The sequence below is a fragment of the Nocardia sp. NBC_00511 genome (genome assembly GCF_045161165.1).
Taxonomy (GTDB): Bacteria; Actinomycetota; Actinomycetes; order Mycobacteriales; family Mycobacteriaceae; genus Nocardia.
Genome location: NZ_CP107849.1, coordinates 1,077,957 through 1,091,856 on the forward strand (window position 1 = coordinate 1,077,957; position 13,900 = coordinate 1,091,856).

The window sequence follows — 13,900 nt, forward strand, 5'->3', positions numbered from 1 at the left end:
ACCACTCCTCGTTCTCCAGTGGTGCCGGGGACTCCGGCACGCACACCCCTGTGTCGTGCACGACAAGCCTAATGCGCGCAATGCCGGATCTGTGCTGCGATGGACCTCGTGCCGGAATCGAATTTCACTTCCACTGTCCCCACGCCCACTCCGAAACCCGACACTTCCGACATAGCCGAGCTGCGCCGCCTCGCGGTGCACCTGGCCGAGACCGCCGCCGCGCACGTGCGCGCCCGTCGCCCCGAGGTTTTCGGGCCCGGCGCGCAGGCCGACGATGCCGTGCAGTCCAAGAGCACACCGACCGATCCGGTCACCATCGTCGACACCGAGACCGAAGCGCTGGTGCGCCGAATGGTTGCCGAACTACGCCCGGGCGACCGGGTGGTGGGGGAGGAGGACGGCGGCAGCCTCGCCGACGACCCGGACCTCGTGCACTGGGTCGTCGACCCGATCGACGGCACCGTCAACTTCGTCTACGGCATCCCCTCGTACTCGGTGTCGGTGGCCGCGGTGCGCGGCGGCGTCTCGGTGGCCGGAGCGGTCACCGACGTGGCCCACGCGGTCACCTACAGCGCCGGACTCGGGCAGGGCGCGCACCGCGCCGAGGCGGGCCTCGAACCGATCCGCTTGCGCGCCAACCCCGTCGACACCCTGGAGATGGCGCTGGTGGCCACCGGCTTCGCGTACGCGACCGACCGCCGGATCCGGCAGGGCGAGTTGGTGGCCCGGGTGCTGCCGCACATTCGCGATATCCGGCGCTTCGGCTCGGCGGCCCTGGACCTGTGCGCGGTCGCGCAGGGGCGCACCGACGCCTATTACGAGCACGGCCTGAACCTGTGGGACTGGGCGGCGGGTGCGCTGATCGCCGCCGAGTCCGGGGTGCGGCTGATCCTGCCGGGACCCGACTCACCCGGCACGGCAGGGGAACTGGTGGCGGCCGCCGCGCCCGGCATCGCAGACGAACTGTTCGGCCTGTTCGAGCGCACGGATGTCACCGCCCCTATCGCGCTGGGCTGAAAGGGGACTCGACACCGGCGCCCGCCACGATCGACGCCGGATCGAGACCGGATCCGAGACCGAGACAACGAATCGCCGCGCCCGGCCGGGCGCGGCGATTCGTGTCTGTGGTCGATTATTAGATTGGGGCGGTGCGGGATTCACGCCGCCGAACCCGGGACTAGAGACTCAGCACTTGGCGTGTCGGGCCGCGTCCAGGAGTTTCGGGTCGATTGCCGGGGCGCTGCCGGGGGCCGGGTTCTTCAGCGACTTCAGCACCTCCTCGGCGTCGGTATCGGGCCGAATATCGCGAAACAGCGAGCCCAGCACCATATCCACGGTGTCGTCCTGGCGCTGATCCTCGATCAGTTCCGCGCACGGCGCGACCAACTGCACCGACGCGGCGGCCGCCCGGCCGCTGACGCCGAAGCGAATCTGCCCGGTGCACTCCAGATCTCCGTTGACGTAGACCGGATCGTTGCCGATCTGGACGTCCGGAGCGCTGGCGAAGCCGAGGTCGCCCAGTTGCGAGGCGACGTGCGCGGCCTGGCCGCGCTGGCCGTTGGCGTTGAACACGCGCACCTTGGACTGGGCCAGGGCCGCGGGTTCCACATCACGTAGGCGCGACGCCGACACCCGTTCGCCGAGTGGAGCGGGTTGCGCCGCAGTCGTATTCGAGGCCGGGCTCGGTGAGTTGCAGGCCATCGCGCCCTGATCGCCCTCGGTCGTCGTCAGCGCTTTGAACCACACGCCCACGCAGATCAGCGCGATAACCCCCACCATTGCCGCCCACGGTTCCCAGCGACGACGAATGAACGGCCGTCCCTTCGGATCGGTCGAGTCCCCTTGGGTGATCAGTGAAACCACGACCACACTCTACGAAAGCGTTGGGATCGGCGCGTGCAAGGCACCGGCAAGTCGGTGTCGCGGACTCGCCGGGACGCCGTCGCAGCGGTGTCGCCGGGGGTACACGGACCGGTGAGGTACAGGTCACGGTGGGTCTCGCCAGGGCTCGGAAAGATCTCGGGAAGTTCCCTCGCCGGTGACGATTACCCCTCAGTTTCGACTCGCGCGGCTTTTGATTGCGACTTTTGTCCCGGGGTCCGCTATTGTCTGGCGGCCCAGATCGTACAGCCCGGGTGAATCGGGGGTTCGATTTCGGGAACAACAAGGGCATGTCCTGCGTTGACCGAGCGCGATCCGGTGCGGATGAGGAGTATCCGGCTCGGATCTGTGACCGGTGTACGCGTGACGTACACCACGGGCGGGGCGGTGACCCCCGATCCGGCTCCGCGAGGAGTCGGCCGGGTGGGAGCCGGTCCGGGATATACGGATGTAAGGACGAGGGGAAGACGACATGGCAACCGACTATGACGCACCGCGGCGCAGCGAGACCGACGAAGTCTCGGAGGACTCGCTGGAGGAGCTGAAGGCTCGCCGCAACGAAGCCGCGTCCGCCGTCGTGGATATCGACGAATCCGATACCGCGGAGTCGTTCGAGCTTCCCGGCGCGGACCTGTCCGAGGAAGTGCTCTCGGTCCGGGTGATCCCGAAGCAGGCCGACGAGTTCACTTGCTCGAGCTGCTTCCTGGTTCACCACCGCAGCCGACTGGCCAGTGAGTCCGGCGGTCAGTTGATCTGCATGGACTGCGCCGCGTAAGGCGCGGTCCGCGTAGGGATTCCGTCAGCCCGCGCTCGGCACGCCGAGCGCGGTCAGGATTCTCTGCGGAACCGGGAAATCAGCACAGCACGGAATCAGCGCAGGGACAGACGGCCGCGAGGGCCCGAGCTATTCGGGCACCTTCAGGCCGAGCGCGGTGATGATCCGTTCAGGATGGCGGGTACTGACCAACCAGTACGGCGTCGGATCGTCCGGGTCGTCGAGCACGAGCAACACCATGGGCCCGATCCAGGCCCGATGCTGGACGAAGGCGGCCGGGTCGAGCTGACGACCCAAGGCCGCACTCTTCGCGCTGGTCGGCACCGGCGCTGCCCGCTTGACGAAAGTGGCGGGCAGGTGGGCGCGATCCGCCCGCAGCTCCGGGGTGCCGTCCGCGTCGAGGGTGACCTCCACGCGGTGGCGCGAGAACCACACCAGCACCCACACCGGCACCGGGAACAGCAGCACGTAGGGCAGCCACGCGCGGACTCCCGGTGCGCCCATGTGGATTTCGGCTGCCAGCAGGCCGGTGACGACGAGACCCACCGGCCACCACCACAGCGGCACCCAGAGGCGCTCGGAGTAGACGGGTGCGGCGGTCTGCTGCCGCGGTTGCTTGGTCACCTGAGGGGGCTGGTCGGACACGACTTCAGACTAGGTCAATGACTTCGGGGGTGAACGCGTAGGCTCGGCCTACGTGACCGGTATTCCACCTATCCCCCTGCTGCGGCTCGATCCCGGCATCCCCGTACCGAAGCGCGCTCACGAGGGCGACGCGGGCGTGGACCTGTGCACCACAGAGGACGTCATCATCGAACCGGGCGAGCGGGTGCTCGTCGGAACCGGTATCGCGGTGGCACTTCCGATCGGAACGGTCGGATTGATTCATCCCCGTTCGGGTCTCGCGGCCAAGGCGGGCCTGTCGGTCGTCAACACCCCCGGCACGGTCGATGCCGGCTACCGCGGTGAGATCAAGGTCTGCTTGATCAATCACGATCCGCGCGCCGCCATCGAGCTCCGCCGGGGTGACCGCATCGCGCAGCTGCTGGTGCAGCGCGTCGAGCTGGTCGACTTCGAGGAGGTCGACACGCTCGACGAGACCGCGCGCGGCGCAGGAGGATACGGATCCAGCGGTGGGCACGCCAGCCTGGCCGCGGGGTCCGGTGGGCCGGGTCAGGCGACCGGCAAGGAGGCATGACGATGGTGTTCGGACGCAAGAAGAGCAAGGCCGACGACGAGTCGCAGTACGACGACGAATACGTCGAGTACGACGAGGCCGAGTACGAGGACGACGGGGACTACGACGAAATCGCCGAGCCCGCCGCCGAATACGACGACGGTGACTACGACGACGAGCCGCAGCGCGGCCCGCAGGTCGGACCCTACGACTTCGAGGATGTCGCCGACCGCCTCGAGGCCATCGCCGAGCAGCGTTTGGACCTGGGCTCGGTCATCGTGCCGGTGCCACCGGGCGGGCAGTTGCAGGTCGAGATGACCCCCGACGGCACCCCGCAGGCCGTGCACCTGGCCACCCAGCACGGCCGCATCACCGTCGCCGCCTACGCCGCGCCCAAGACCACGGGTCAATGGCGTTCGGTGGCAGCCGATCTGGCCGAGACCCTGCGCAAGGACGGGGCTCAGGTCTCGGTGGTGCAGGGTCCGTGGGGTCGCGAGCTACACGCGGTCACCGAGGGCGCGGACCTGCGTTTCATCGGTGTCGACGGCTATCGGTGGATGGTGCGCCTGGTCGCGGCCGGTCCATCCGGTTCGGCCGACGAGAACACCCCGCTGGTCGCGGCGGCCCGGGCCATCCTGGGCGAGACCGTGGTTCGTCGCGGTGACGAGCCGCTCCCGGTTCGCGAACCGCTGCCGGTGGTCCTACCCCAGGAGCTGGCCGACCAGCTCTCCGCCGCTCACCAGCAGCAGCTCGCCGCCCAGCAGCAGGCCGTGCAGGCGCAGATGGCCGCCATGCAGGGTGGTCAGCCGTTCCAGCCCCCGGCCCAGCCCACCGAGCCGCGTCGCGGTGCGGAGGGTTCGGCCATGCAGCAGCTCGGTCTGAACTAGCGTCCGGAACGGGCTGCGCGACAGTCGAAGACACGCAGTAGACCAAGACACGCGAGAGGGCACCGCCAAAATGGCGGTGCCCTCTCGTCGTCATGGGGCGGGGAGGCGGCGGGGCAGCAGGGCGTCGATGCCTCGGGCGCCGAGGATCGAGGGGTCCGCGCCGAGTTCGTCGAGGGTGATGGTGTGCAGGGTGGCGCGCGGGATGAGCGCGGTCCACTGTTCGGCCACGGTGTACGGATGGACCGGGTCGTCGATCGCGCCGACGATCTCGACCGGGACGGTGATGGTGCCCAGCAGGTCGATGGTGGGCCAGGCGTAGGCGGCGGCCTCGTCCAATGCGGCCGGGAGATCCGGCCATTGGGAGCGCCACGAGCGGGTCAGGGCGGCGGCCAGCCAGGCGGGGCTGGAGGCCTGCATGCGGGCCAGTACCGCGTCGAGGCCGTCGGCGCGCAGTTGGGCGGCGGTGGCCGCGGCGCTCAGGGCAGCCGGGCAGCCGGTGGTGTCGGTGCCGGTCCAGGCGGGTAGCGCGGCGACCACGCCGGACACGGATCCGGGGTGTTCGGCGGCCCATTCGATCGCGACGGCCGCGCCGAGGGAGATCCCCGCCACCAGCACCGGTCCCGAGCGGGCGGCGGCATCCAGGGCCGCCCGATAGCTCTCGATCACCCGCCGCGGGTCAGGGTCGACCGCGATGAACGGCAAATCCATTGCGGCACAAGCGGATCCGAAAGCGCGGTGGGCGAAATGGGCGTCGGAACCGGTTCCGGGCAGGGCGACGGCGACCGCCGGACGTGGTAGATCTGGCACCGGGCGAGAGTACCGAGAGCGGGCCGCGTGGCGGGTGCAGGCCATGGCATCTACAGTGGCGGGGGTACGGCCATGGGCGGCCGGGTGGCAAACCCCCGGGCGTCGTGGAAGGAAACGAACGACGTGCGACCCACGCCGTCCAGCTCTACAGGAGAGCGTGCGAAATGCCATCCGCGGAGGGGAAGGACACCCCCTCGGGCTACTTCCGCCGGCTCGGCCGACGGCTGACCGAGGATCTGGATCGTTTGGATGCCGAGGAACTCGCCGAGACGTCGGAGGCGTCGGGCGCGTGCCGGGCATCGGAGTGTCGTCGTGGTGAGGAAGTCACCATGCTGGGCCGCCTGCGCAGCGTCGAGGCCTGTCCGAAATCGGCGGGCGCCGAGGTCGAGGCGGAGTTCTTCGACGGCACCGACAGTGTGGCGCTGGTCTTCATCGGACGGCGTCGCATCCCGGGTATCGAGCCGGGCCGTCGTATCCTGGTCCGCGGCCGCGTCGGTGAACGCGACGGCGGCAAGGTGATTTTCAACCCCTACTACGAATTGCGCGGGAATTCCTGACTGTGCCGAACCCGACCAGCAGCAACGAGCCGACTCCCACGGGGTCACTGCCCGAGGCCGATCTCTCCGACGCCGTCACCGAGGTGAACTACACCCTGCGTGACGAATTGGCCGCCCTGGAGCGTGAGGCGACCGAGCGGGAGGCGCGAGAAGCCGTCGCGGAGGAACGCGAAGAGGAGATCGAGCAGACGCTGCTCGAGCAGATGGGCGGCGTCAGCGGCCTGATCTACTCCTCGTTGCCGGTCCTGGTGTTCGTGCCGATCAATTCCCTGCGCGGCCTGACCACCGCGATCTGGGCGTCGCTGGGTGTGGCGGCCGCGATTCTGGTGTGGCGGCTCATCCGCCGCGATCCGATCCAGCCCGCGATCTCCGGTTTCCTCGGTGTCGGGGTGTGCGCGTTCATCGCCTACCGGATGGGTGAGGCCAAGGGCTTCTTCCTGTTCGGCATCTACGCGAGCCTGGTGTACGGCGGCGCGTTCCTGCTGTCGCTGGTGGTGCGCTGGCCGCTGGCGGGTGTCATCTGGGGCGTGCTGAACGGGCACGGCACGGATTGGCGTCAGGATCGCCGTGCGATGCGGCTCTACGACATCGCGACCGCGGTGTGGGCGCTGGTGTTCGGGGCCCGCTACGTGGTGCAGAACCACCTCTACGACTCCAACAGCACCGGTCTGCTGGCGGTCGCGCGACTGGCCATGGGCTGGCCGTTGACGGCGCTCGCGGCGCTGGTGACGTTCTGGGCGGTGCGCAAGGCCGGTCATCTGCCGACCTCGAAGGCGGAGCGGGCCGAGGTGGCGCAGGCCGGTAAGTCCGAGCCCGCGGCCTGATTTCGGGCAGGTTCGGCCCCTTATCGCGGTAAACGCGCCCCGCGCAACACCTTCGGGGCGATCGGGGGCCGTAGGGGGGAGACCAACCCACCCCTGGGGTACCTATTTCGGTGGCCCGCCAGCGAGCACGATCTTTCTCAGAAGCTCTCAGCAGCGACGAGAAAGGAAACGCGGAGTTGGTTACCGACGGCAAGGCTTTGGCAGCGCAGGACCGTGGCGAGGAGCTCGGTGCGGCGGTGCAGACGGCAGCCTCGCGCCGGCACCCGGTGGGGCGGGGAGGCAAGGGCAATACGGTGGCTACGTCGGAATCTCGGCGTGCCGCAGCGGAATTGGAGCAGTTGATCGGCCCGGCGGCAGCCGGTGACCGGGCGGCGGTCTCGGAGATTCTGCGGATCGTCTATCCGCTGGTGCGCCGCTACTGCGCGGCTCGCATGAGCGGGGCGGGTCATCTGCACGTGACCGCCGATGACGTCTCGCAGGAGATCTGCATGGCCACCGTGCAGGCGATTCCGCGCTACCGCGATCAGGGCAAATCGTTCCTGGCGTTCGTATACGGCATTTCGGCCAACAAGGTGGCGGACGCGTTCCGCCGGGCGCAGGTGCACCCGGCGTATCCGGTCGCCGAGTTCCCGGATGCCCCCAACACCGAGGCGGGGCCGGAGGAGCGGGCGTTGCAGTCCGAAACCCGGCGTGCCACGCGCGATCTCATGCAGGTGCTGGCTCCGAACCATCGCGAGGTGCTGGTGATGCGCATCGTGCTGGGTTGGACCGCCGCCGAGACCGCGGAGGCGATCGGCACCAGCCCGGGTGTGGTCCGGGTGATGCAGCATCGGGCGCTCAACAAGTTGCGCGCCGAGTTGCGGGCCGCTTCCTGACGGCGGATTCGCGTGCGCGACATGCGAGGTGAACGACACGGTGGGCCCGTACGCAGGGGGTTGCGTACGGGCCCACCGTGGTGTCCGGGGTCAGGCGGCGGTGTCCGGGGTGGCGGGATGTCCGCCGAAACCGTTGACACCCAAGGCCTTGCGTAGATCGTCCTCGGCTTCGACCGAGGTGACGAACAGCAGTTCGTCGTCGCCCTCCAGGGGGTCGTCGGCCTGCGGGACGATGACGCGGCCGCCGCGCAGGATGGTGACCAGGGCGGCGTCGCGCGGCAGTTTGAGGGTGCGAACGGCCTTGCCCGCCAACGGGGTGTCGTTGGGCAGGGTGATCTCGACCAGGTTGGCCTGGCCCTGGCGCAGGGTCATCAGCCGCACCAGGTCGCCGACCGATACCGCTTCCTCGACGAGCGAGGCCAGCAGCCGTGGCGTGGACACGGCGACGTCGACGCCCCACGAGGTGTCGAAGAGCCATTCGTTGCGCGGATCGTTGACCCGCGACACCACGCGCCCGACCCCGAATTCGGTCTTGGCCAGCAGTGCGAACACCAGGTTGACCTTGTCGTCGCCGGTGGCGGCGATGACCACGTCGTAGGTTTCCAGCCCGGCCTGCTCGAGGGTTTCCAGTTCGCAGGCGTCGGCGTGGGTCCACACCGCGGTGGGCGCGATGGTCGGGTCGATGTGGTCGAGGCGGCGTTCGAGCAGCATCACCTGGTGGCCGCCGCGCAGCAGTTCCTGGGCGATGGAGCGTCCGACGGCCCCCGCACCCGCAATGGCAACCTTCATTGACTAATCCTCGCTCGCGGGTGCGTTGCCTGCCAGCGCGACGGCCTCGCCGACGGTGCCGGAGGTGGCGGCGATGTAGACGGTGTCGTCGGCCTGCAGCATGGTCTTGCCGTCGGGCAGCACGCCCTGGCCGAAGCGGATGAGGAAGGCGACGCGGGCGCCGATGGTCTCCTCCAGCGATTTCACGGTGCGGCCGTACCACTCCTCGTGCAGCACGAGTTCGGTGACGGCGACGGTGCCGGTGGGGTCGCGCCAGGTGGTGGTGGACTGGTCGGCGACCAGGCTGCGCAGGAAGCGGTCGGTGGTCCACGGCACGGTGGCGATGGTGGGGATGCCGAGGCGTTCGTAGACGGCGGCGCGTTTGGCGTCGTAGATGCGGGCGACGACGCGCTCCACGCCGAAGGTCTCCCGGGCGACGCGCGCGGAGATGATGTTGGAGTTGTCACCGGAGGACACGGCGGCGAAGGCGCCGGCGCGTTCGATTCCGGCCCGGGTCAACACATCCCGGTCGAAGCCGACGCCGGTGAGGCACAGTCCGGGGAAGTCACGGCCCAGGCGCAGGAAGGCACTGGAGTTCTGATCGATCACCGCGACCTCGTGGCCGATGCGGACGAGGGCGCGGGCGAGCGAGGAGCCGACTCGCCCACACCCCATGATCACGACGTACACCGTACGAACCCCATTCCCGAAAACCGTGATGTGCGGTCTGGTTGCCCTGCTTTGCCCGAATCAACCGCCGGGTCGCAACCGTACCGCTCGAGTTTTTCCCGAGGCACTTTCCCCCTCCGGAAGTTGTTCAAACCGGAACCGCGAAAACGTCACAGGACGCACCCGCGACACCCCGGTGGTCGCAGGCAACACTACGACCCCGTGACCCGGCTCGTCGCGCCGTGGACGCGGGCCCGCCCCGGCTGCCCTATGCTGCCTCGAGTGTCGAAGTTGACGACGGCCGCCAAGCGCATGCTGGTCGGCCGCCCTTTCCGCAGCGACTCACTGGGGCATACGCTGCTGCCCAAGCGAATCGCCCTCCCGGTTTTCGCTTCCGACGCCCTGTCTTCGGTGGCATACGCACCGGAGGAGATCTTCCTGGTGCTCTCGGTCTCCGGCCTGTCGGCGTACGCGTACGCGCCCTGGGTGGGCCTCGCGGTCGCGCTGGTGATGGCGGTGGTGGTGGCCAGCTACCGGCAGAACGTGCACGCCTATCCGTCCGGTGGCGGTGACTACGAGGTGGCGACCAAGAACCTCGGGCCCACCGCGGGATTGACGGTCGGCAGTGCGCTGCTGGTGGATTACGTGCTCACCGTCGCGGTGTCGATTTCGTCGGCGGCCTCGAATATCGGGTCGGCCGTGCCGTTCGTCTCCACGCACAAGGTGTTGTTCGCGGTCGCGGCGATTGTGATTCTCACCGCCATCAATCTGCGCGGTGTCCGAGAATCGGGCACCGCGTTCGCGATTCCGACCTACGCGTTCATGGTCGGCATGTTCATCATGCTGGTCTGGGGGTTCTTCCGGATCGGGGTGCTCGGGCAGTCGGTGCACGCCGAGTCCTACGGGTTCGGGCTCAAGGCCGAGGACGAGCATCTGTTCGGGTTGGCGTTCGTGTTCCTGATCGCGCGCGCCTTCTCCTCCGGCTGTGCCGCGCTGACCGGTGTCGAGGCCATCAGCAACGGTGTGCCCGCTTTCCGGAAACCGAAGTCCCGCAATGCCGCGACCACGCTGCTGCTGCTCGGTGTCATCGCGATCTCGCTGTTCATGGGCATGATCGTGCTGACCCAGAAGATCGGTGTGGTGTACGCGCACAACACCGCCGACCTGATCGGCGCGCCCGCCGGATACGAGCAGAAGACGCTGGTCGCGCAGCTGGCCGGGGCGGTGTTCGCCGGATTCCCGTTCGGGTTCTACTTCATCACCATCGTCACCGCGCTGATCCTGGTGCTGGCCGCCAACACCGCGTTCAACGGTTTCCCGGTGCTGGGTTCGATTCTGGCGCAGGACCGATTCCTGCCGCGCCAGTTGCACACTCGCGGTGACCGGTTGGCGTTCAGCAACGGGATCATCTTCCTGGCCGGTGCGGCGATCGCGTTCGTGGTGCTGTTCGGGGCGGAGGTGACGCGGCTCATCCAGCTCTACATCGTGGGCGTGTTCGTGTCGTTCGTGCTGAGTCAGACCGGCATGCTGCGGCATTGGACGCGGCTGCTGCGCACCGAGACCGATCCGGCGCAGCGGTCGCGGATGAAGCGGTCGCGGGTGATCAACGCCATCGGCCTGACCATGACCGCCACCGTGCTGATCATCGTGCTGGTGACCAAGTTCCTGGCCGGTGCCTGGATCGCGATCGTCACCATGCTGGCCATCTTCGGGCTGATGAAACTCATTCGCCGCCACTACGACACGGTGTCGCGGGAGCTCGAGGAGTCCGAGTGGGACGGGGTGCTGCCCAGTCGCACGCATTCCATCGTGCTGGTGTCCAAGCTGCACCTGCCGACCAAGCGGGCGCTGGCTTACGCGCGCGCCACCCGGCCCGACACTCTGGAGGCGATCACCGTGAACGTGGACGAGCCCGACACCCGCACCCTGGTGCGGGAGTGGGAGACCAGCGATATCTCGGTGCCGCTCAAGGTGATCGAATCCCCGTACCGTGAGATCACCAAGCCGGTGGTCGATTACGTGAAGCGGGTTCGCAAGGACGCGCCGCGTGACATCGTCACCGTGTTCATTCCCGAATACGTGGTCGGCCACTGGTGGGAACAGTTGCTGCACAACCAGAGTGCGCTGCGGCTGAAGGGCCGTCTGCTGTTCGAGCCGGGCGTGATGGTGACCAGCGTGCCCTGGCAGCTGTCCTCCTCGGCCGGTAAGGCCCGTCCCGGCCGCGTCGTCAACGCGCCCGGTTCGGTGCGCCGCGGTTTCGGAGACGAGCTGTGAGCGCCGGAACGGATTGGCAGGGATCGGTTTTCGAGGTCCGGCTGGGTGCGCCCGGTCACGGCGGCTTCTGCGTCGCCCGTCATGAGGGCCGGGTGTTGTTCGTGCGCCACGGCCTGCCCGGCGAACTGGTTCGCGCCCTGGTCACCGAGGATCGCGGCGGCTCGTTCTGCCGCGCCGACGCCGTCGAGATCCTGGAACCCTCCGCCGACCGCGTCCCCGCCACCTGCCCGGTCTCCGGGCCCGGTGGCGCGGGCTGCTGCGACTTCAGCTTCGCCACACCGCAGTACCAGCGTGAGCTCAAGCGTCTCGTCGTCGTCGAACAGCTGCGCCGGCTCGCGAACTGGGAACCGGAGTTCACGGTGGAACCGATTCCGGTGCCCGCCGCGGTGCCGCTCGCAGTTCTCGGTGCCGGTGTCGCGCAGCATGGTTCGGCTCGGGTGGGAGCGCCGGGCCGGGTCGGTTCGGTGGCCACGCACCTGGCCGACGGGTTGCTCGCGCGGCCCGATGTCGTCACACCGTCCAGCGATTCCACCGTGTCTCGGGCCGAATCGGCCGGTGCGGCAGTCGCATCCATCGACGATGCGGTGGCGGGCTACCCGGCCGGATGGCGCAGCCGGATGCGGCTGGTCGTCGATGCCGATGGTCGCGCCGGAGTGCACGGTTACCGCAGCACCGAGGTGATCACCGATCTGCGCTGCCCGCAGCCCATGCCCGGAGCCATGAGCGGGATCGCCGAGAAGAAGTGGACGCCGGGCGCGGACCTGGTGGTCGCCATGGACGGTGACGGCCTGCGCCACATCGTCGAACTGGCCCCGGCCCCCGTCGACACTCGAAACGGCCGTGGCCGCAACGGTGGTGATCGCCGCAGCACCAACGCCCGGCGCGCGGCCGCGCACAGTGCCCGCGCCGAGCACGCCGTCGAAGGCAGTGGCCGCACCGCCCAGTACGTGGCGGGCCGCCGCTGGGAACTGTCCGCCACCGGCTTCTGGCAGCCGCACTACGGTGCCGCCCAATGCTATTCGGACGTGATCGCCGAATGGTCCCAGGCCGCCACCGGCGCCCTGACCTGGGATCTCTATTGCGGCGTAGGCGTTTTCGCCGCCCGCCTGGCCACCCAGACCGGCCCCACCGGGCAGGTCCACGGCATCGAATCCGCTCGCACCGCCATCACCGAGGGCCGCTCCTCCCTCCGCGACCTCCCCTGGGTGGAACTGACCGCCGACCGAGTCGAACGCTGGATCACCGAACAACCCTCCACCCCACCGGATGTCGTCGTCCTCGACCCGCCCCGAGCCGGTGCGGGCAAGGACGTGATCGCCGCCCTCGCGGCCCGCACCCCCCGCCGCATCGTCCACATCGGCTGCGACCCAGCTGCTTTCGCCCGAGACCTCGGTCTCTACCGAGCAGCAGGCTACGAACCCGCAGCCCTCCGAGTCTTCGACGCCTTCCCCGGCACCCACCACGTGGAGTGCATAACCCTCCTCGAACCCGCCTGACCCCGGAGCGGTGGGTTTGTCTGGTTTGGGCGGGGGATCTCGGGGAGTGGGATGCGTTGGGGGGACGGGAGGGTGGGGGTGGGTGAAGATGGGGGCGTGACTACGTTGTCGGATCCGACGTTGGCGTCGGTGGTCGAGCTGATCTATGGGGATCAGTCGCGGTTCCATTCCCTGGAGGCGTTGCTGTTGGGGGTGGATCTCAAGCGGGCGGAGTACAGCGCGCCGTTGTGGGTGAATGCCGACAGCTATTGGGGGCGGCTGGTGGTGCCGGTTTATGGGGCGCGGATCGCGGCGGCGCGGGGAGACGCGCAGGCGGATCGGGCGCTGTTGGATCTGGTGGAGGCGACGGTGGAGCGGTTCCTGGCGGGGGAGTCGCTGGCGAAGAAGAGTCTGCCGCAATGGTTTCCGAGACTGCGCAAGGCGCTGCTGGTGGACGGGTACCGGATGACGGTGTCGCGGGCGGGCAGCGGAGGGTTGGAGGCGGCGACGCGATGTCGGCTGAAACCTACTGCGCAGCTGCCGGTTCGGCTCGCTGAGCGGATGGCGCTGCTGGAGACCGAGTTGGAGGTGCGCGGGTTGCAGACCGCGCTGGATCACCTGCGCAAGGCGCTCGCGCACTATCCGCGCGAGCGATTCTCCGCCTGCGAGAAGCGACTTCGAGCCGCGCTCACTCAGCTCACCGCGTACGCGGCGGGAACCGGCGACCTCGACGCCACCCGCAACGTGCGCCATCTGGTCGACACCGGTCGCCTCACCATCGCCGACGGCACCCGGCTGCTGCACGACCTGCGCGGCCTCACCTCCGAGGACCCGTACCCGCATCGAAATCGCGCCGACGCCACCAGGTTTCGCGTGCAGCTCACCCTGGTTCGGGCAACGGCCCTATTGGCGCAGCTCGAGGCCTGACGCC

At 68.8% G+C, this 13,900-nt stretch carries 15 protein-coding genes; 10 read left to right on the plus strand and 5 right to left on the minus strand.

What is annotated here, in order from left to right:
* The first annotated feature begins 99 nt into the window (after positions 1-99).
* Positions 100-1,017 (plus strand): inositol monophosphatase family protein, encoded by a 918-nt coding sequence (locus tag OG300_RS05185; RefSeq protein WP_405492668.1) that lies wholly within the window; start codon positions 100-102, stop codon positions 1,015-1,017.
* A gap of 168 nt (positions 1,018-1,185) precedes the next feature.
* On the opposite strand, the gene cei is transcribed toward OG300_RS05185, so the two are convergent.
* Positions 1,186-1,863: an envelope integrity protein Cei gene (gene cei, locus OG300_RS05190; protein WP_405492670.1), complete on the minus strand. Its 678-nt coding sequence runs from the start codon at positions 1,861-1,863 to the stop codon at positions 1,186-1,188.
* A 490-nt stretch (positions 1,864-2,353) separates the two neighbouring features.
* Between cei and OG300_RS05195 the strand changes: the two genes are divergently transcribed.
* Positions 2,354-2,656, plus strand: coding sequence for a DUF4193 domain-containing protein (locus tag OG300_RS05195; protein ID WP_405492672.1), 303 nt, complete (start codon positions 2,354-2,356; stop codon positions 2,654-2,656).
* 129 nt (positions 2,657-2,785) lie between these two features.
* Here the strand turns inward: OG300_RS05195 and OG300_RS05200 are convergent, their stop codons facing one another.
* Positions 2,786-3,301, minus strand: coding sequence for a DUF3093 domain-containing protein (locus OG300_RS05200; protein ID WP_405492674.1), 516 nt, complete (start codon positions 3,299-3,301; stop codon positions 2,786-2,788).
* Between the two features lie 52 nt (positions 3,302-3,353).
* Here OG300_RS05200 and dut point away from each other — a divergent pair, with 52 nt between their 5' ends.
* Positions 3,354-3,854 carry a dUTP diphosphatase gene (dut, locus tag OG300_RS05205; protein ID WP_405492676.1) on the plus strand — a complete coding sequence of 167 codons (501 nt, stop codon included), beginning with the start codon at positions 3,354-3,356 and terminating at the stop codon, positions 3,852-3,854.
* 5 nt (positions 3,855-3,859) lie between these two features.
* On the plus strand, positions 3,860-4,720 hold the full coding sequence (locus OG300_RS05210; protein ID WP_405498481.1) for a DUF3710 domain-containing protein: 861 nt from the start codon (positions 3,860-3,862) through the stop codon (positions 4,718-4,720).
* A 90-nt stretch (positions 4,721-4,810) separates the two neighbouring features.
* Here the strand turns inward: OG300_RS05210 and OG300_RS05215 are convergent, their stop codons facing one another.
* Positions 4,811-5,572, minus strand: a complete 762-nt coding sequence (locus OG300_RS05215; protein WP_405492678.1) for an alpha/beta fold hydrolase — start codon at positions 5,570-5,572, stop codon at positions 4,811-4,813.
* 119 nt (positions 5,573-5,691) lie between these two features.
* On the opposite strand from OG300_RS05215, the gene OG300_RS05220 reads away from it, so the two are divergent.
* The 3 genes from OG300_RS05220 (at position 5,692) to OG300_RS05230 (ending at position 7,783) form a co-directional block, all read left to right on the plus strand.
* Complete coding sequence (locus tag OG300_RS05220) at positions 5,692-6,084, plus strand: OB-fold nucleic acid binding domain-containing protein (protein WP_405492680.1); 393 nt, start codon at positions 5,692-5,694, stop codon at positions 6,082-6,084.
* Between the two features lie 203 nt (positions 6,085-6,287).
* Entirely contained in the window at positions 6,288-6,908 is a 621-nt protein-coding gene (locus OG300_RS05225) for a DUF3159 domain-containing protein (protein WP_405498482.1), read from the plus strand.
* A 266-nt stretch (positions 6,909-7,174) separates the two neighbouring features.
* Positions 7,175-7,783 carry a sigma-70 family RNA polymerase sigma factor gene (locus OG300_RS05230; RefSeq protein WP_405498483.1) on the plus strand — a complete coding sequence of 203 codons (609 nt, stop codon included), beginning with the start codon at positions 7,175-7,177 and terminating at the stop codon, positions 7,781-7,783.
* A 90-nt stretch (positions 7,784-7,873) separates the two neighbouring features.
* On the opposite strand, the gene OG300_RS05235 is transcribed toward OG300_RS05230, so the two are convergent.
* Together OG300_RS05235 and OG300_RS05240 are read right to left on the minus strand one after the other, a co-directional pair.
* The gene (locus OG300_RS05235; protein ID WP_405492682.1) at positions 7,874-8,572 is read right to left on the minus strand and encodes a potassium channel family protein; all 699 of its coding nucleotides are present in this window, start codon (positions 8,570-8,572) and stop codon (positions 7,874-7,876) included.
* A gap of 3 nt (positions 8,573-8,575) precedes the next feature.
* A complete protein-coding gene (locus OG300_RS05240) occupies positions 8,576-9,241 on the minus strand; it encodes a potassium channel family protein (RefSeq protein ID WP_405492684.1) in 666 nt (221 codons plus the stop codon).
* A gap of 261 nt (positions 9,242-9,502) precedes the next feature.
* Here OG300_RS05240 and OG300_RS05245 point away from each other — a divergent pair, with 261 nt between their 5' ends.
* The 3 genes from OG300_RS05245 (at position 9,503) to OG300_RS05255 (ending at position 13,896) form a co-directional block, all read left to right on the plus strand.
* Positions 9,503-11,494 (plus strand): APC family permease, encoded by a 1,992-nt coding sequence (locus tag OG300_RS05245; RefSeq protein ID WP_405492686.1) that lies wholly within the window; start codon positions 9,503-9,505, stop codon positions 11,492-11,494.
* A complete protein-coding gene (locus OG300_RS05250) occupies positions 11,491-12,990 on the plus strand; it encodes a class I SAM-dependent RNA methyltransferase (protein ID WP_405492688.1) in 1,500 nt (499 codons plus the stop codon). Before OG300_RS05245 ends, OG300_RS05250 begins: the two co-directional genes overlap by 4 nt.
* Positions 12,991-13,086: 96 nt before the next feature.
* Positions 13,087-13,896, plus strand: a complete 810-nt coding sequence (locus tag OG300_RS05255) for a hypothetical protein (RefSeq protein WP_405492690.1) — start codon at positions 13,087-13,089, stop codon at positions 13,894-13,896.
* Positions 13,897-13,900: the final 4 nt, after the last annotated feature.